This window comes from Algihabitans albus (genome assembly GCF_003572205.1).
Lineage (GTDB): Bacteria > Pseudomonadota > Alphaproteobacteria > Kiloniellales > DSM-21159 > Algihabitans > Algihabitans albus.
The window spans coordinates 596,055-613,077 of the sequence record NZ_QXNY01000002.1 but is presented as its reverse complement, the minus strand read 5'-3'; the positions used below and the strand labels follow the sequence as shown (position 1 = coordinate 613,077).

The following is a 17,023-nucleotide window of genomic DNA, read 5'->3' as shown; positions in this document are numbered from 1 at the left end:
ACGCCCCAGGTGGGATCGCCAGAGCGAGTCCACCTGGGGCGATCTTGCTCTAAACCCAGGGGCAGTGGCTGTTGGAGGAGCCGAAGGTGGTGCCGCCGGCGAAGCGGGTGAAGGCGAAGGGCTCCAGCTCCGGCACGCGGTTCTCGCCGGCCAGGACCTTGGCCACCAGCTTGCCGGCGCCGATCATCTTGAAGCCGTGGTTCGAGTCCGCGACCATGTAGGCGTTGTCGAGCACCCAGTCGAAGATCGGCACGTTGTCGGGGGTGAAGGCGCCGATGCCGCCGTTGCGGCGGTCCTTGAACTTGCTCCGCTGACCTTTGAAACGCGGCATCAGGTAGCCCATGGCCGAGACGAAGTAGTCGGCGAACCAGTCATCGGCCTGATAGGCGTCGTTGGCGTGGCCGTAGGGGTCCAGCGTCGCGCTGTTGCCGATCTTGATCGGGATGGTGCCGCCCTGCAGGCCGATGGTCTCCATGCGCTCGGCGGCATTCTTCCAATAGACGTAGAGGTGATCGCTCATCTCCTCGCCGGTCGTCTCGTTGATCACCGGCGTGTTCATCAGCTCCACGTGCAGGACCGGAGGGTCGCGGTCGTCGGCCGTGCGGTAGGGCCGGTCGACGTACATCTCGCCCTCGAGCAGCCGCCAGTAGGTCCACATGTCCTGGGTGACCGTGCCGCCGTCCGGATAGTGGCACTCCAGTTCTTCGGGCAGACCCAGCAGATCCCAGTGCTTGCCCATCCAGGCGCCGACCGAGAGCACCACGACCTCGGCCGAGATCTTGCCGAGGTTGGTGTGCAGCCGGCGGATCGTGCGCCCGGCCAGGTCGTAGCCGGTGACTTCGACTCCGGCCAGGATCTCGACGCCGTGCTGGGCGCACTTCTCGGCCAGTCCGGCGACGGCCTGACGGGTGCCGGCGTAACCCGAGGGATGCTCGAAGTGCGCCACCTCGATGCGGTCGGTGTTGAAGTCCGGCCAGATGGATTTGAGAAAGCTCTTGGCCTCTTGCCCGACGTAGAGGTCGGAGCGGTAGCCGCAGGCGTTGTGGCTCTCCACCATCGACTCGTAGTCGGCTTGCTGATTGGCTTCGCCGGCGGAGATGTAGCCGACCTGCTGAAAGCCGAAGCGGATCGGGTCGGACTGCCAGACGTCGACCGAGTGGCGCAGGATCGGATGCAGCTCCTTCGTCATGTAGAGGTTGCGCACGCAGCCGCAGGCGATTCCCGTGGCGCCGGCGCCCGGGCCGGTCTTGTCCAACACCACGATATCCTTGCCGCTGCCCTGACCGCGCCGTTCCAACTCCATGGCCAGATGCCAGGCGGTGGACAGGCCGTGTATGCCGGCACCGACGATGACGAAACGCTTGCTTTCGGGCAGAACGGACATCCCAGGATTCTCGCTTCAAGGGTTGCGGGAAGGGGTGACTGACTCTCGAGCTATATCGTGGCCGGCTCTTTGCGGTCCATGCCGGCAACGTCGGATTTGGCCGCGAACGCGACGCGCTCTCCGCCGCGGCCGTCGCGGGCAACGCCGCCCAGCGGATGCAGCGACGGTTCCTTTGGGGTGACGGCCCAGCGGCGCAGGATGGTGCCGTATCCGGCCAGGTAGTAGCCGTCGTTCGCCCTCAGAATGGCCTCCCGCTCGGCGCGCCAGACGGCCGGAATGCGGTACCAGGGCAGGCGCGGGCGGTTATGGTGAACGGAGTGCAGATTGTTGTTGAGGAACAGCAGGGACAGCAGCGGGCCGGTCTCCACGATCGCCGTTCGGCCCGCGACGTCCGGGTGCGCGCGATGTTCCAGGAAGGAGCGCAGGTGGGCCAGAGCGATGCCCGGATAGACGTAGAGCAGCAGGAGCTGCCAGAACGAGAGGCCCGCGACGCCCATTGCCCAGGTCAGGACCAAGCCGACGGAGACGGCGTGCAGCGCCCAGATCCGCGGGCGGCGCGGATCGCCCCGCAGCAGACGCAGCGATTCGCGGCGATAGAAGCCGGCCACGCAGAAAAGCGGGCCGAGGGCCAGGCGGCCGATCACCGTGTTGCGCAGTCGCAGCGACGTCCGCTCGACCCCGCCCAGCAGAGCCCAGCGGGCCGGAGCGATGTAGTAGCTCTCGGGGTCCTCGGCGGGGTCGGTCAGCCAGCGGTCGCGGTGATGCCGCAGGTGGGTTTCGCGATAGATCTCGTAGGGCAGCCAAAGCCAGAGGTTGGGCAGTACGATCAGCCGGTTCAGCCAGCTCCGGCTGGTCGGGTGGCCGTGGACCACCTCATGCTGCAGGGAGGCGTGCCAGGCGATCAGGTAGCTGCCGAAGGCCAGCTCCAGATACCAGGGCAGGGCGGCATGGAACCAGGTGACGAGTCCGAAGCCGCCGTAGATCGCGGCGGCGACGGCCAGGGTCGGCCATTCCAGTTGCAGGCCGCGTTTGCGTGCAGGACCGTGTTTGGCCGCGGAACGGTCGGTTTCGGGTTTCCTCGACGCCCGGTGAGCGGGCATGGTTAGCCTTGCGGGTTTTCGGGCAGTGTCCCGAACGGTGGCTCGGGTGTGACAGACTAAGGACATGAAAAGGCTCGCAGAATGAAGGGTGGCAGCACCTCTCGATGGGTGAATTGACACCAATATATGGGCAAGAACCGTTGCGTTGAGTATACGCAACAAGTGTTGACAAAATACAACGAACCGTTCACGGGCACAAGGCCTGTGGCGCAGGTTCTGCGGGCGAGGAGTATGGTCGGGCATGACCACGGCAAAAGACGACCTGATTCCGCCGTTTCGAGAACGCTTGGCCGAGGTGATCGAGCGGTCCGGGCAATCCCGCGCGGCCTTCGCGGCGGCGATCGGCCTCGATCGTTCCACGCTGTCGCAGCTGCTCTCTTCGGAAAACGAGCGCCTTCCCAGGGCGGAGACCGTGGTGGCTTTGGCCAGGGAGGCCGGAGTCTCGACCGACTGGTTGCTGGGCCTCAGTCAGTCGGCTGAAATCGGCACTCAGGTGGTGGCGAACCAGTTGGAGATCGAGGGCGGCGCCGGCGATCCCTTGGACAAGCGTTTGACCCGCTGGCACACCGAAGCGGTTGGCTCGAAGATCCGCTACGTCCCGGCCACTCTGCCCGACCTGCTGAAGACCGAAGCGACCATCGACTTCGAGTACCAGCAGCTCAGCCCGCGCGTGCAGGAAGCACAGCGCGAGCGGGCGGAGGCGCGGCTGGCCTACAGCCGCAGACCGGAAACCGACATGGAGGTTTGCTCCAGCTTTCAGATGATCGAGGCCTTCGCACGCGGCGAGTTCATCTGGCGCACCATGCCGGTGGCGGATCGGCGCGCCCAGTTGGAACAGATGGCCAAGCTGCTGGACGAACTCTATCCGACCTTCCGCTGGTTCCTCTACGACGGGCTGCAGCGCTTCTCCGTCCCCGTCACGATCTACGGACTGCAGCGCGCGGTGCTCTACATCGGCGGCATGTTCATCGTGCTGCAGGCGACCGAGCACATCCGCGTGCTGAGCAAGCACTTCGACGATCTCGTGCGGGCCGCCACCGTCCAGCCGCCAGACGTGATCTCGCTGATCGAGGGCCTCTTGCGCAAAAGCAAATGAGCCTTGCCTCCTTGCCGATGTACGACCTGCCGGAACTGCGGTGGGCGACGGATCGCGTCTGGCAGGCCGTGTCCGGGCGCTTGCGGATCGGCGGCTTCGCGGAGGCGCCGGCGGCGCTCACCCGAACCTTGAGCCTGGCCGAGACCTGGTCGGACCCGGACCTGCTGTTGAGCCAGACCTGCGGCTATCCGCTGACCCATGCTTTCGCGGGCCGCCTGTCGCTCGTGGCCGTGCCGCTTTACGACGCCGAAGGCTGCGAGTCGGAGAGCCGCTTCGGCCCGACCTATCGCAGCGCCATCGTGGTTCGCGTCGACGACTCGGCGGAGGCGCCTGCCGATCTGAAGGATCGGCGTGCCGCGATCAACGATTGGGACTCGCAGTCCGGCATGTCGGCCTTGCGGGCCCTGGTCGCGCCCTTGGCCGAAGGCGGCCGCTTCTTTTCCGAGGTGATCGAAACGGGAGGGCACGCCGTCTCCGTCGAAGCCGTTGCCGAAGGGCGGGCCGACGTCGCCGCGATCGACTGCGTCACCTGGGCGCTGCTCGGTGATGTCCGGCCACGGGCGCTCGAGTCTCTCCGCGTCCTGACCTGGTCGGTTCGGGCGCCGGCCTTGCCCTTCGTGACGTCGCCCGGTCGTGCCGCCCAGGCGGCCCGCATTGGAGGTGCGCTGACGGAGGCGATGGAGGACCCCGCTTTGACCGAGGCCCTCGCCGCGCTGCGGCTGATCGCGGTCGCGCCGCCCGAGCGCGCCGACTACCGCCGTATCCTGGAGATCGAGGCGGAAGCCGAAGCGCATGGGTATCCGGTCCTGCGCTAGAACGCGCCGCGATAGCGGAGGGATCAACTGGGTTTGGTCGTCTCGTAGCGCGTTATCAAATCGGCGAAGGCTTGTTTCTCCCGGGCGCTCGCGCGCATCTGCTCGATCTTGTCCTGTACGCCGCTCAGGTCACCGCCGTCTCCGGCAACGACGAGCATCACCATGCCGTACTGCCCATGGCGTTTGCACCTGAAGCCGTAAAGCCCCGCCGTCGGGAGAGAGACCAGCGCTTCCTTCTGGTTGGAGATTCCCACCTCCGGCACGCCCTCGGGCCAGAATTGCGGAATGGAATGAACCGTGTGCTCGCCCCGACTGTTCAAGAAGGCGATCTCGGCGCCTGGATCGGCCAGAACCAGATCCGGCGCGAAGCGAAACATATCCGTCGCCGCGGTCGCACTCACGTCTGTGATCTGATCGATGCTCTGAATCGGCGACTCACTGCCTTGGGCCTGCGACGCGCCACCGCAGCAAACCGCTGCGACGACGATCTGCAGGGCGCGACGCCGGTCGATAACGTGGGAGGTTCCAGCCATGAGAGTTCCTCTATTTTCACCATAAGGCTTCCGATCCGAACTCTCCGGTGTCGCACCCGCTTTTTGCCTCGTGCGGGCTGTTGGCTGGAGACTACAGCGCTTGGGGGTCTTGAGCGATAGGGGCTTGCCGGATCGCCAAGCCGAAGTGTGCTGGCCGGGCCTATTTCTACCGACCTGTGGGAGGCTGGCCCGCTCCGCTGCGGTCGATCGCCGGTTGCGCCGTCCGGGCGCGCCGATTACAGCGGTAACCTCGACACCTGAACCGGGGCTGTGGCGTTGGGCTCTCCGTTTCCGCGCCGGGGCCATCTGCCTTCAACGATAAACAGCCGGGCGGAACACCGTCCGGAGTGAGAGGACTGCCGAGACGCCATGACTGACCTCTGCGACCGTTCCGCCGTCGAGCTGCGCGCCCTGATGCGCCGCCGCGAGATTTCGCCTGTCGAGTTGCTGGACTCCTGCCTGGCTCGCATCGAGGCCGTGAACCCGAAGCTCAATGCCGTCGTCGCCCTCGACGCGCCGGCCGCGCGCGCCGCGGCGGAGGCCGCCGAGGCGCTGTTCCGGGTCGGTGACGGGGTGCACCCGCTGACCGGTCTGCCTGTCGGCGTCAAGGACCTGAACGAAACCAAGGGACTGCGCACCACCTTCGGCTCGCCGCTCTTTGCCGAGCATGTTCCGGCCGCGGATGCCGGAGTCGTGCGCCGACTGCGGGCCGCCGGTGGGATCGTGGCCGCCAAGACCAACACGCCGGAGTTCGGCGCGGGCGCCAACACCGACAACGCCGTCTACGGCTTCACCGGCAATCCCTTCGATCCCATGAAAACCTGTGCCGGCTCTTCCGGCGGCTCCGCGGTGGCGCTCGCCACCTCAATGCTACCGCTTTGCAACGGCTCGGATCTCGGCGGATCGCTGCGCACGCCGGCCGCCTTCTGCGGTGTCGTGGGTCTGCGGCCGACGCCGGGCCTGGTCGCCAAGAGCGCACCGGCGATTCCGACCGCGCCCCTGTCTGTCGAAGGACCGATGGGCCGCAGCGTCGCCGATCTGGCGCTGCTGCTGTCGGGGCTGGCCGGCGCGGACCCGGACGATCCCTACAGCCGGCCGCTCGAGACGGCGCCGCTCGCCGACCTGCAGCCGGTCGATCTCGGTCAACTCAAGGTGGCGGTCAGCGAGGATCTCGGTTTTGCGCCGGTCGACGACGAAATCCGGAGTCTCTTCCGGGCGCGGCTGGCGGGCTTCCGCCACCTCTTCCGCGACGTCCAGAACCGCGACCCGGAAATGGCCGAGGCCAATCGCGTGTTCGAGGTGTTGCGCAGCATCGGTTTTCTCGCGGCGCATCTGGAGAAGGTGGAGCGGCATCCCGACAAGGTCGGCGCCAACGTCGCCAACAACGTGAAACTCGGCCTGACCTTCACTGCGCGGGACGTGGCCTGGGCGAGCAAGCGCCATGGCGAGATCGCCCGCGATTTCACCGGACTGATGGAGGAGGTCGACCTCCTGATTGCGCCGGGCGCCTCCGCCAAGCCCTTCGCCAAGGGCGAAAGCTATCCGGCCGAGATCAACGGAAAGCCGCTCGACACCTACATCCACTGGGTGGCGATTTCCTACGGCCTGACCCTGACGGGCCATCCGGTGCTCTGCCTGCCCTGCGGCCTGGACGCCGACGGCATGCCCTTTGGCCTGCAGATCGTTGGCCGCCGTTGGGACGAGCGTCGTCTGCTGTCGATCGGTGCGGCCCTGGAAGCGGCCCTGGCGGCGGTTCCGGGCTGTGCCCGGCCGCTGCCCGATCTCGCGCGCCTGATGACTTGAGGGCTGGACGAGGGCCTGAGTTTCACAACCTTGGGCGCTTTCTCCTTGCGTCGAAGGGGCAGTTCTCTCATATAGCGAAGGGGAATCGCGCGGTGCCTTAAACTGCGGCAAACACAGAGAAAATCGGAGTCGAGTCGTTGGAAATCCTCTTTATCGTGCTGTTGATTGCCACGCTCGTCGCCGGTATTCCGGCCGCGCTTAAGTCGGCCGTCTGGCCGAAGGTGGCCTTCGTGGTGATCTGCGCCGTGACCTTCAAGCTCGGCATGCTGCAGTTCTACACCTAGAGCAGGGTCGCCCAGACGAGATCGCTTTGGCGATCCCGTCCAAGGCGTGACTCCTGCAGTCCTACTCTTTGGCAGGTTCAGAGAGCGGTTCACGTGCCGGGTGGAAGCGGTTTCGCTTCGACCCCCGACGATCGCCCTCTAGATCTGACGGCAGCGCTTACCGAGGTTTGGTGCTTCCGAGCCCAAGAGTGCTGCCATGGCCTGTCTGTCCTGGCTTACGACCATTCCGGCAAAGGGCGGGAACGGGAGGACGCGGGGGCCGAGCATCGGGCTTATCCGGCCTCTTTTGGCAAGCGGCTCCTGGCGTCCGCTGCGCTGCTCGGGGATGACGGTCAAACCATTGCCGGCGGTGCCAGCCTGCTCGACAGGCAGAGCAACGAGGAGGCGGTGCGCTTCGAGGCCGAAGCCCCCTAGGCCAAGATCGGTATTCGCGAGCGCGTCACCATTATTCTCTGGCGTCTGCGTTGGTGGGTCGGCCGGTTCCGGCTGGACGGACACGCGGCCTTCAAAGGACACCAGACCTTCGGGTGAAATGGTACCGAGGGACGCTGGAAAAGGCTGGTGCCCCCGGCAGGACTTGAACCCGCAACCTACCGCTTACAAGGCGGTTGCTCTACCAGTTGAGCTACAGGGGCCCGCTGCATCGCGCAGCACGACGACGGAAGGTATGCGGGTCGCCGACCGGGCGCAAGCGCCTCAGCCGTCGGCAGCGCGATCGTCTTGGACGGAAGCGGATCCGCTTTCGCCTAAGACGTGAATCGCTCTTCAGATCTGGCTTTTACGGTTCCTGAGAATCGTCGATCACGTAGGCGGCGGTGATGCCGCCGTCGACCGGCAGCAAGGCGCCGTTGAGATAGCTGGCCTCGTCGCTGGCGAGGAATAGCGCGACCGCCGCGATTTCCTCCGGTTCCGCCAGCCGGCCCTGGGGCATGTAAGGGCGCCGTTTCGCCCAGGCGGCTTCGTCCGACAGGAAGGTGCGGACCAGTTCGGTGCCGGTCGGTCCGGGGCAGATCGCGTTGAAGCGCAGGCCCTGGCGAGCATGCACGACGGCCAGTTCCCGGGTCATTGAGGCGACGCCGCCCTTGGCGGCCGTGTAGGCGATCTGCGGGTAGGCGGAACCGACCAGAGCGACGATCGAGGCATTGTTGACGACCGAGCCGCCGCCGGCGCGCAGCAGCGCGGGCACGGCGAACTTGCAGACCAGGAAGACGCTGGTGAGGTTCACCGCCAGCGTCGCGTTCCAGGCGGACAGCGGCGTGTCGGCTGCGCCTTGATCTTCGGGATGGACCAGCCCGGCATTGTTGAAGACCGTGTCCAGGCCGCCAAGCTGCCGCTCGGCCGCTTCCAGGGCCTCGCGCGCCGCGTCCTCGTTCGTCAGGTCCGCGATGACGGGCAGCGCGGTACCGCCGATGGCACGCAAGGCCTCGGCCGTCGCCTCCGCCGCATCCTGCTTGATGTCGCAGCAGGCGACGGCCGCGCCTTCGCGGCCGAAGGCGAGCGCCGCGGCCCGGCCGATCCCACCGCCTGCGCCCGTGATCAAAGCCTTCTTGCCTGTCAGTCGCATCGGCCTTCCCACTCCTCTACTCCGGATCCAACTTGCGCCCGCACTGTGGGACTTCGCAACTTCTTCGTTGCACTTCCAAGAAGCGCCAAGCTAGCCTCCCCATAACACCGCAGGCGGGCTAGCCTGAAAAGAACGGCAGGGTCGTCGCTGAGCGCAGGGTCGTCGCTGGGCGAGGGGTTGCCATTGGGCAATGAGAGGGGAGGCGCGGCAGCATCATGGCCGAAGCGCGCAGTATTTCCGAGATCGTCGACACGCTGAAGGACCGGGGGGCCAAGTACCTTCGCTTCGAGTTGCCGGACACCCATGGCACCAGCCGCTCCAAGACCGTGCCGATCGACAAGGTGCAGGGCTATGCCGAAGGCGGGCTGAACCTCTACGGCGGCACGTTGGCCCTCGACACCGCCTCCTCCGTCGTGCCGGGGAGCGGTCTCAACGAGGAAATCAACTATGCCGACACCAAACTCTGGCCCGACTTCGCGACGCTGCAACCGGTGCCCTGGATCGAGGGCCTGTGGAAGGTCATCTGCGACCTGACCTTCAACGACGGCACTCCGGTCGAGGCGGCGCCCCGCTACGTTTTGAAGCAGCTTTTGGACGAGGCCGCCTCGCTCGGCTTCTCCGTCAAGATGGGGCACGAGTACGAGTTCTATCTGCTCGACGGCGAGACTCATGAGCCCTTCTTCGAGGGACTGCATATCTTCAACTCCACCCGCAACCACTGGCTCGAGGGCATCGAGCCGCTGCTGGACGCGCTGATCGCCCAGGACGTCGATCTGATCACTCACAATTGCGAGTACGCGGGCAGCCAGTTCGAGATCAATTTCGGCCCCGGGGTGGGCCTCGCCGGCGCCGACAAGGCCTTCACCTTCAAGGCCACGGTCAAGGAACTCTGCCACCAGCTCGGCTACCAGGCGACCTTCATGTCGAAGCCCTGGGCCGACCGGGCCGGCTGCGGCTGTCACGTGCACATGGGGCTGCTCGACAAGGAGAGCGGCAGCAACGTCTTCCTGGACCGCGGCGATCCGAACGGGCTGTCGGACACCGCGAAGGCCTTCACGGCCGGCATTCTGACCCATGCCAAGTCCATCATGCCGCTGATCGGCCCGACTCCGAACTGCTATCACCGCCTCTCGCCGCACACCTTCGCCCCGTCCAACATCTCCTGGGGGGTCGAGGATCGCACGGCCATGGTGCGCATGAAGGCCTCGAAGGACGATCAGACCCACCTGGAGATGCGCGCCGCCAGCGGTCTGTCGAATCCCTACCTGAACGCCGCGGCAACGCTCGCCGCCGGTCTGCTCGGGCTGAAGAAGGGCTACGACCTGCCGGCCGAGGTCGAGGGGCCTTGCGAGGAAGACGATCGTTTCGAGAAGCTGCCGAAGCGGCTGGACCGGGCGCTCGAGGCCCTGGAGGCCGATGCCGATCTGCGCGCTTTGCTGGGCGAACCCTTCATCAAGGTTTTCACGGCGGTGAAACGCCACGAACTCGCGCGCTTCCATGCTCATGTCACCGACTGGGAGCGCAAGGAGTACCTGGAGGTTTACTGATCCGGTCGTCCTTGCCGTCTGGCTCTTGTCACACAGCTGTCTTTCCGGCATAGCAGAGCCGCAATGAACGCTATGAGGGAAGGTGCGAGACGCGGTGTCTATCATTTCCGCATTGAGGACGGCTGAGGCGCACAGCGAGCCGTTCGAGCACTTCATCCTGAAAGACTGCCTGGAAGCCGGCGCCTGCGAAGCCATCGACAAGACCGATGTCGATCACACCGGAGTCTTCGACGGGACCCGCGCGGGGAACAATCAGGCGCGGCTCTTTATCGGCAAGGACAACCTGAAGGACTATCCCTTCCTGCGCTCGACCGTCGAGGAACTGCGCAGCCAGGAGGCGGTCGAGCTGCTGCGTTCGCGCCACGGCGTCGATGTGGCCGGGCACTATCTGCGTGTGGAAATCTGCTGCGACCTCGACGGCTTCTGGCTCGAGCCGCACTGCGATATCGTCGAAAAAATGATGACCATCCAGGTCTACGTGGACCCCGAGAATCGGCAACCGACCCTCGGTACCGACTTCTACACGCCGGATCTTCGCCGGGCGAAGACCGTGCCCTTCGTCAACAATCAGGCTTACTGCTTCTTTCCCACAGCGGGGAAGGACTCCTGGCACGGCTTCGAGAAGCGCCGGATCGACCGCCGCCGCATGACGGTGCTGATCAACTACGTGACCTTCCCGACCGATTGGACCGTTCCGGCGGACTGAACGCTTGAGTTCTGTCGTAGCCGCCCTCGTCTTTGCTCTTGACCCCGCCGCTACAGCAGCCGTCACCTAGAGGTCCGGAGCCGGCTGTTCCGATGGCTGCGATCACCTCCGCTCAGGCAACCTCTATATCGGTGTCTTTCTGTGCCTGAAACTCGGTCCTGCCGCAGCGCATCTCTGTTGACGATCGTGTTTTTATTCTTGGAACGTGTTCAGGCTGCCAGCTTGCGCCGCTTGCGTGCCTGGATGGCCGCGTTGAAGGCGCTGTAGAGCTTCATCGAGTCCGGGTTTTCCGGCGCGCGGTACTCCGGGTGCCACTGAACGCCGAGCGCGAAGCTCTCGGCGCCTTCGATCCGCACGGCTTCGACGATGCCGTCGGGCGCGGTCGCCTCAACGGCGAGGCCCGGAGCCAGCCGCTCGATGCCCTGGTTGTGCAGGGAGTTCACGGTCGTCTCGCCGCGGCCCAGGATTTCGGCCAATGCACCGCCCGGCGTCAGGCTGATCGGATGGTTCGGACCGTACTGGACGTCGGGATCGTCGTGCTGCGGACGGCGGTGATCGAGCCTGCCCTCCAGCTCGTGCAGGCGGGGATGCAGTGTGCCGCCCAAAACCACGTTCAACTCCTGAAAGCCGCGGCAGATCGCGAAGAGCGGCAGCTTCTGCGCCAGGGCCTCCCGGATCAGCGGCAGGGTGGTGGCGTCGCGCGCCTCGTCATAGGGCTCGTAGCGCGCATGCGGATCCGCGCCGTAGTGGCTGGGGTGTACGTTGGCCGGGCTGCCGGTCAGCACCAGACCGTCCATGTGGCGGACCAGTTCGGGGATATCGAGATGGTGCCCCAGTGCCGGGACGACGAAGGGCGTCGCCTCGGTGCAGTCGGAGACGGCCCGCAGGTACTTGTCGCCGACCACGTGGAACGGCTTGCCGTCAACCTCCTTGAAGTCGGCCGTCACGCCGACCAGTGCCGTGCTCATGGTCTCCGATCTCCCGCGCTCATCCCGACTGCTCGATTTCGAGCTTGAAGGAGAGATAACGCTGCAACTCGCTCAAGGCTACCACGCCCCGCAACTCGGCGCCTTCCGCGACCATCACATGATCGCGTCCGGTGCGGCGCATCGCGGTCAGCGCCTGGGCGACATCGGCGGATGGCCCCACGACAGTGTCGCGGGACAACGGTGTCATGACGTCGGCGACGCTGAGATTGCGCCAGCGGCCCTTCGGTACCCGGCGCAGCTGGCGGGCCGCCAGGCTGCCGACCAGACGCCGCCCCTCGACGACGGGATAGAAATCCGCATGGGTGACGTAGACGTAATCCTGCACGAAATCTTCGATGCTGAGGTCGGCCGGAACGCTGACGGCGGGCTCGTGCAGAAAGCGGGTGACGGGCACTTCGTCCAGCAGGCGATGCGTGATCATCTCGCTGTAGCTGCCCTGGGCGGCGGCCCGCACGAAAAGCCCGATCAGGAACATCCAGACGCCGCCGACCAGATCGCCGGAGACGGCGCGCAGAATGCCGAAGCCGATCAGGATGAAGGCGAAGATGCTGCCGCTGGTTGCCGCGATCTTGGTGGCCCAGAGCAGGTCGCCGCGCCAGCCCCAGAGCAGGGCCCGCAACGCCCGTCCACCGTCGAGCGGAAAGGCGGGGATCATGTTGAAGCCGCCGAGCAGCAGATTGATGAGGAACAGGTAATACAGCACGCCGGCCAGGCTTTGGGGCAGGTCGGCCGCCAGGGCTATCGTCCAAGCCAGGTAGCCGAGGCCGGCCAGGGCCAGGCTCATGAGCGGCCCGGCGATCGCCATCAGGAACTCGCTGCGCGCGGTTTCGGGCTCTCGTTCGAGCTGGGCCACACCGCCGAAGATGAAGAGCGTGATGTACTTGATCGGCAGTCCGTAGGCGCGGGCAACCAGGGCGTGGGCCGCCTCGTGCAGGATCAGCGAGGCGCCCAGCCCGATCATCCCGACGATTGCCATGGACAGGTAGAGCGTTTCGCCAAGGCCGGGATAGAGCGCCGGGAAGAAGCCGACCGCCAGAGACCAGGTGACGAGCAGGGCCAGGAAGAGCCAGGTCACGTCGATCTGGATTCGGAACCCGAAAAGATCGAAAAGATTGAAGGTTTTGCCGAACATCGTGGCGGCTTTGCTCCTGTCGTTGGCCCGCTTGATCTCCGATCCTCAAGCATGCCGGCGCGTCTGTCCTTAGGGCATGTCAATCCTGCGGGGCAGGGAAGCGATTCAGGAAGGCTCGGGCGCGCGGCAGGGCATTCTCCGGAAACTGCGTCGGCTCGCGCAGCCAAAGACCATCGTAGTCGCGCGACTTTTGCTCGGAAACAAGTGCTTCGCGCGGCAGTTCGACGAGCGTGGCGCTCCAGCCCGGCCATTTCTGGCGGGCGCGTTTGAAAACATGGGCGAAGTAGGACTCCCGATTCGAAAAGCCGTGGTAGTCGAACACCCACCGCTCAGTCGTCACAACGATATGATTGCCGGTGTAGCCGGCTGCGGGCTTGAACCAGAGAGCCCGCATGTCGGGCCTGCCGTACCGCTCGAGAAACGCGTAAGCGAGGATGTGACAGGCGCCACAGGCGAAGAAGACGCGGTCGGGCAGCGCCCAGCGTTTCCGGAGATCGCGTTTCGAGTAGTCTTTGCTTCGGACTTGATACATCGCGCGTCTCCGCGGAGGTGGCGACGCGACCTCGGTCAGGCGGCCCGGAAGACCACGGGATGGCCGAGAAAGCGTTGAGCGATACGCCCGACCAGATCCGGATCGCCGCTCGTCAGAAAATCGCGGCGACGCGACGACGGTTCGGCTGACGGCCGATCGAACTCCGGATGACGCCGCAGATAGGCAGCCAGGCTCTCCGTGACGAGATCGGGCTGGGAGACCATCTTTACGCCGCGCGGAAGAGAGCGTTCGAAGAGATTCCCGACCAGCGGATAGTGGGTGCAACCCAGCACGACGGCGTCGAGGCGCCTTTCGCCCAGGCTTTCGGAGAGCGCCGCGGCATAGCGCTCCACCAGCGCCGAAAGCTCCGACTCGCTGGCATCGGCCTCGATGGCTCCGGCGAGCTTCGGGCAGGCCTGCTGAACCACGCTGACGGCGGGGGCTCGCTTGGAGATCTCGATCCGGAAGGCGTCGCTCTTCACTGTGTGCCGGGTGCCGAAGACGCCCACGGTCATCGGTTCGCCGGCGTGGTTCGGGTCGGCCTCCTGCACGGACCAGGGGACCTGCGTCACGGCTTCGACGACGGGAACGATGACACCCAGGATGCGATGCTCGGGGTAGAAGCGCGCAAGCCAATCCTGTTGGAGCCGCCTGAGGGCGATGGCGGCGGCACTGTTGCAGGCGATGATGACCAGTCGACAGCCTTCATCGAACAGCCGCTCGACGCCACGGCGCGTGAGCGCAAGCACGTGCTCCGCGCTTTTCGCTCCGTAGGGCGCCTGCCGGTGATCGCCGAGGTAGACGAAGTCGCGGAGAGGGAAGCGCTTCTCGAGGACGCGCTGAACGGTCAGCCCTCCATGGCCGGAATCGAACAGGCCGATCATGCCTTGGCCTCCAATGGAACGGTCCAACAGGGCGTGACTACGATGGTTTCAGATCTAGCAGGGAGGTTGGGAGTCGCGATCTCAACCTGTCGGGCGCAGGGTGAGGTGCTGGCCGCTACGACAGGATTGCGGCGTGCGCGCTCGCGCGAGTTCCGATCAAAGGTACCCGGTCGATCTCGGTGAAGGGTCGGTCGGTCGCCGGCTGATGAAAGAGAGAAAGGGCTTCGATCACCAGCGGTTCCTCCAGAGCCGGGGCGGAGAGACGCTGCAGCTCCGCATGCCAGCGGTTGCGCTCGGCCTCCGGCAGTTTCGTGGTGAGCGTCATGTGCCAGCGGAACTGGTCGAAGACGTGGGGATAGCCCCAGCGCTGCAGCAACTCGTCCTGCCGTGCGCTCAGGGGTTTGCCCCGCCGCTTGGCCAGCTCGGCTTCGCTCGGTGGCGCCCGGAAGCCGTCGAAAGAAGATACGCAGGCCTCGGCCAGTGCCTCCAGAGCCGGTGGTGCGGCAGCCGGCACCAGAGCCAGGAATCCGGAAAGACTGCCCACGACGACGGGGCCGACTTCGACAGGCGGTTGCTCGGTCGCGAAGGCCCGCAGGTGGGTCTTCAGGTCGGCGAGGCTCCGGCCCTCGGCGAAGCGGAAGGGCGGCTTCAGGGTTGCGTGAAAACCGTAATGGCGCGGCGATTCGGTGATACTCCGATTGTCGTCCCGCGCGAACCAGGCCTCCGCGAAAGCCGCCAGCGGCGAGTCTGGAGGCGGCGCGAAGTAGAGGGCGCAGCGCTCGGTCATTCTGTCGGCTCCGGCTAAAGGGGCGAGGGCTAGAGGACGCGCCGGCCGCCGCGCCAGACGCCGCGCACCACGGGCAGGTCGTGGCTGCGGGTCACCCAGATGACGTCGGCGCGCTGGCCTTCGGCAATCTCGCCGCGGTCTTCCAGCCCGACCATTCGAGCCGGATTGCGGCTTGCGACCATCGCCGCCCGGGAGAGATCCCAGCCCAGGTCGTCGTGCAGACGGAAGACGCCGAGCAGCAGACTGGCGGGCACGTAGTCGCTCGCCAGGGCGTCGAGCAGGCCGTTGCGTGCCAGATCGCTGACCGCGACATTACCCGAGTGCGACTTGCCGCGAACCAGGTTGGGTGCCCCGCCGATGGTGGTCAGTCCGTGATGGCGGCAGGCCCGGCCGGCTTCCAGGGTGGTGGGAAACTCGCTGATCGTCAGGCCCAGCGCCGCCGCCTCCGAGACGTGGTCCTCGGTGGCATCGTCATGGCTGGCGAGCGCCACGTCCGTCTCGCGGATCATCGCCGCCAGCGCCGTCCGGTTGGGTCCGGCCCAACGGTCGTGGTCGGCTAGGCGAGCATCGATGTAGGCGTTCATCTCCGCATCGCCGAAGCCCATCTTGCCCATGTAGTAGGTCCGATAGGACTCCAGGTTGGCGAATTGCCGCTGACCCGGCGTATGGTCCATCAGGGAGCACATGCCCAACAGCGGCTCGTCCTTGAAGTCGGCGAAGTCGTCGACCACGCCGGCCTTGCAGATCTCCAGGCGGATGTGGATGCGGTGATCGCTGCGCAACAGCCGTGCCGCTTCGGCGGCGCGGATTTCTTCCACGCTTTCCTTCAGCGTCGTATAGCAACGGTCGTCGTCGGCCTCGTCGCCCAGGCGCAGGGAATCGAAGACGGTCGTGATTCCGGCCGCCGTCAGTTCGGCGTCGTGGGCCAGCAGGGCCGGTAGCATCGGCCAGACCACCTTGGGGCGCGGCTTGACGTGGCCCTCCAGGTTGTCCGTATGCAGCTCGATCAGGCCCGGCAGCAGCCAATCGCCCTCCAGGTCCATCGCCGGCGCCCGTGCGACATGGCCTTCGTCGACCGAGACGATCTCGCCGTCGCGCAGGGAAACGGAGCCTTCGACCACACGATCCGGTAAAACCAGGCGCGCGTTGGTCAAGTTCACCTCGTGCTTCATGCAGCGGCCTTTCCTTCGACGAGCGGGATCTCGCGGGTGGCAAGGGCGGTGCGGGTCTCCGCATCGTGAAAGATGCCGACGATTGCGGCGCCCTTGCGGCGGGCATCCTCTATCAAATCTATGACTGCTTTGCGATTCCGTGCATCCAGAGAGGCCGTGGGTTCGTCCAACAGCAGGATCGGGTAGGGATGCACGAAGGCGCGGGCGATGTTCACCCGTTGCTGCTCTCCGCCGGAAAAGGTGGCCGGCGCCAGGGACCAGAGCCGCTCGGGCAGGTTCAAATGGCGCAGGACATCGCGGGCGCGCACTTCCGCTTCATCCGCTTCGGTCCCGGCGGCGACCGCCGGCTCGATCACCAAATCCAGGGCTGGCACTCTCGGAATGACCCGCAGGAACTGGCTGACATAGCCGATCGTGGCGCGTCTCAGCTCCAGCACCGTCTGAGGACTCGCGCCGACCAACTCCACCCAGTTGTCCTCCCGTCGGACCTGGATGGAGCCGCAGTCCGGCAGATAGTTGCCGGTGAGGCAGCGCAGCAGGGAGGACTTCCCGGCGCCCGAACCGCCAACCAGGGCGAGGCATTCGCCGGCCGCGACCTTCAGGTCAAGATCGAGCAGGGCCTGAATCCGGACTCCGCCTTGGGTGTGCAGGGTAAAGCTCTTGGCGAGCTTTTCGATTTTGAGCAGCGTGTTCAT

Annotated in this window: 18 protein-coding genes and 1 tRNA gene; 7 read left to right on the top strand and 12 right to left on the bottom strand. The window is 65.9% G+C overall.

Going from position 1 to position 17,023, the window contains the following annotated elements; genetic code table 11:
• Nucleotides 1-49: 49 nt before the first annotated feature.
• Nucleotides 50-1,384: an NAD(P)/FAD-dependent oxidoreductase gene (locus tag DBZ32_RS04495; RefSeq protein WP_119165888.1), complete on the bottom strand. Its 1,335-nt coding sequence runs from the start codon at nucleotides 1,382-1,384 to the stop codon at nucleotides 50-52.
• A gap of 50 nt (nucleotides 1,385-1,434) precedes the next feature.
• Nucleotides 1,435-2,484, bottom strand: coding sequence for a fatty acid desaturase (locus tag DBZ32_RS04490; RefSeq protein ID WP_119165887.1), 1,050 nt, complete (start codon nucleotides 2,482-2,484; stop codon nucleotides 1,435-1,437).
• A gap of 241 nt (nucleotides 2,485-2,725) precedes the next feature.
• Between DBZ32_RS04490 and DBZ32_RS04485 the strand changes: the two genes are divergently transcribed.
• Nucleotides 2,726-3,580 (top strand): helix-turn-helix domain-containing protein, encoded by an 855-nt coding sequence (locus DBZ32_RS04485; protein ID WP_119165886.1) that lies wholly within the window; start codon nucleotides 2,726-2,728, stop codon nucleotides 3,578-3,580.
• A complete protein-coding gene (locus tag DBZ32_RS04480) occupies nucleotides 3,577-4,395 on the top strand; it encodes a phosphate/phosphite/phosphonate ABC transporter substrate-binding protein (protein WP_119165885.1) in 819 nt (272 codons plus the stop codon). Before DBZ32_RS04485 ends, DBZ32_RS04480 begins: the two co-directional genes overlap by 4 nt.
• A gap of 23 nt (nucleotides 4,396-4,418) precedes the next feature.
• On the opposite strand, the gene DBZ32_RS04475 is transcribed toward DBZ32_RS04480, so the two are convergent.
• Nucleotides 4,419-4,928, bottom strand: a complete 510-nt coding sequence (locus tag DBZ32_RS04475) for a plastocyanin/azurin family copper-binding protein (protein WP_119165884.1) — start codon at nucleotides 4,926-4,928, stop codon at nucleotides 4,419-4,421.
• 369 nt (nucleotides 4,929-5,297) lie between these two features.
• Between DBZ32_RS04475 and DBZ32_RS04470 the strand changes: the two genes are divergently transcribed.
• The 3 genes from DBZ32_RS04470 to DBZ32_RS04465 all read left to right on the top strand — a co-directional run bounded on the left by DBZ32_RS04470 (nucleotide 5,298) and on the right by DBZ32_RS04465 (nucleotide 7,429).
• Nucleotides 5,298-6,731: an amidase gene (locus DBZ32_RS04470; protein ID WP_119165883.1), complete on the top strand. Its 1,434-nt coding sequence runs from the start codon at nucleotides 5,298-5,300 to the stop codon at nucleotides 6,729-6,731.
• Between the two features lie 137 nt (nucleotides 6,732-6,868).
• Nucleotides 6,869-7,015 carry a hypothetical protein gene (locus DBZ32_RS22000; RefSeq protein ID WP_162906558.1) on the top strand — a complete coding sequence of 49 codons (147 nt, stop codon included), beginning with the start codon at nucleotides 6,869-6,871 and terminating at the stop codon, nucleotides 7,013-7,015.
• Between the two features lie 93 nt (nucleotides 7,016-7,108).
• Nucleotides 7,109-7,429: a YciI family protein gene (locus DBZ32_RS04465; protein ID WP_119165882.1), complete on the top strand. Its 321-nt coding sequence runs from the start codon at nucleotides 7,109-7,111 to the stop codon at nucleotides 7,427-7,429.
• 145 nt (nucleotides 7,430-7,574) lie between these two features.
• Here DBZ32_RS04465 and DBZ32_RS04460 read toward each other — a convergent pair.
• Nucleotides 7,575-7,650 (bottom strand) — tRNA-Thr (locus DBZ32_RS04460).
• A 143-nt stretch (nucleotides 7,651-7,793) separates the two neighbouring features.
• Nucleotides 7,794-8,579: an SDR family oxidoreductase gene (locus DBZ32_RS04455; RefSeq protein ID WP_119165881.1), complete on the bottom strand. Its 786-nt coding sequence runs from the start codon at nucleotides 8,577-8,579 to the stop codon at nucleotides 7,794-7,796.
• 215 nt (nucleotides 8,580-8,794) lie between these two features.
• Between DBZ32_RS04455 and DBZ32_RS04450 the strand changes: the two genes are divergently transcribed.
• Both DBZ32_RS04450 and DBZ32_RS04445 read left to right on the top strand, forming a co-directional pair.
• Complete coding sequence (locus tag DBZ32_RS04450; protein WP_119165880.1) at nucleotides 8,795-10,126, top strand: glutamine synthetase family protein; 1,332 nt, start codon at nucleotides 8,795-8,797, stop codon at nucleotides 10,124-10,126.
• A gap of 94 nt (nucleotides 10,127-10,220) precedes the next feature.
• The gene (locus tag DBZ32_RS04445) at nucleotides 10,221-10,832 is read left to right on the top strand and encodes a hypothetical protein (protein WP_162906557.1); all 612 of its coding nucleotides are present in this window, start codon (nucleotides 10,221-10,223) and stop codon (nucleotides 10,830-10,832) included.
• Between the two features lie 209 nt (nucleotides 10,833-11,041).
• On the opposite strand, the gene DBZ32_RS04440 is transcribed toward DBZ32_RS04445, so the two are convergent.
• The 7 genes from DBZ32_RS04440 to phnL all read right to left on the bottom strand — a co-directional run bounded on the left by DBZ32_RS04440 (nucleotide 11,042) and on the right by phnL (nucleotide 17,023).
• The gene (locus tag DBZ32_RS04440) at nucleotides 11,042-11,800 is read right to left on the bottom strand and encodes a gamma-glutamyl-gamma-aminobutyrate hydrolase family protein (RefSeq protein ID WP_119165878.1); all 759 of its coding nucleotides are present in this window, start codon (nucleotides 11,798-11,800) and stop codon (nucleotides 11,042-11,044) included.
• A 19-nt stretch (nucleotides 11,801-11,819) separates the two neighbouring features.
• Nucleotides 11,820-12,953: a site-2 protease family protein gene (locus DBZ32_RS04435; protein ID WP_119165877.1), complete on the bottom strand. Its 1,134-nt coding sequence runs from the start codon at nucleotides 12,951-12,953 to the stop codon at nucleotides 11,820-11,822.
• 79 nt (nucleotides 12,954-13,032) lie between these two features.
• Nucleotides 13,033-13,485, bottom strand: a complete 453-nt coding sequence (locus tag DBZ32_RS04430) for a hypothetical protein (RefSeq protein WP_119165876.1) — start codon at nucleotides 13,483-13,485, stop codon at nucleotides 13,033-13,035.
• A gap of 35 nt (nucleotides 13,486-13,520) precedes the next feature.
• Entirely contained in the window at nucleotides 13,521-14,369 is an 849-nt protein-coding gene (locus tag DBZ32_RS04425; RefSeq protein WP_119165875.1) for a glutamate racemase, read from the bottom strand.
• Nucleotides 14,370-14,484: 115 nt separating this feature from the next.
• Nucleotides 14,485-15,156, bottom strand: a complete 672-nt coding sequence (locus DBZ32_RS04420) for a DUF1045 domain-containing protein (RefSeq protein WP_119165874.1) — start codon at nucleotides 15,154-15,156, stop codon at nucleotides 14,485-14,487.
• A 29-nt stretch (nucleotides 15,157-15,185) separates the two neighbouring features.
• Nucleotides 15,186-16,328, bottom strand: a complete 1,143-nt coding sequence (locus DBZ32_RS04415; protein ID WP_119165873.1) for an alpha-D-ribose 1-methylphosphonate 5-triphosphate diphosphatase — start codon at nucleotides 16,326-16,328, stop codon at nucleotides 15,186-15,188.
• Nucleotides 16,325-17,023 (bottom strand): phosphonate C-P lyase system protein PhnL, encoded by a 699-nt coding sequence (phnL, locus tag DBZ32_RS04410; protein ID WP_119165872.1) that lies wholly within the window; start codon nucleotides 17,021-17,023, stop codon nucleotides 16,325-16,327. The genes DBZ32_RS04415 and phnL overlap by 4 nt, the downstream gene beginning before the upstream one ends.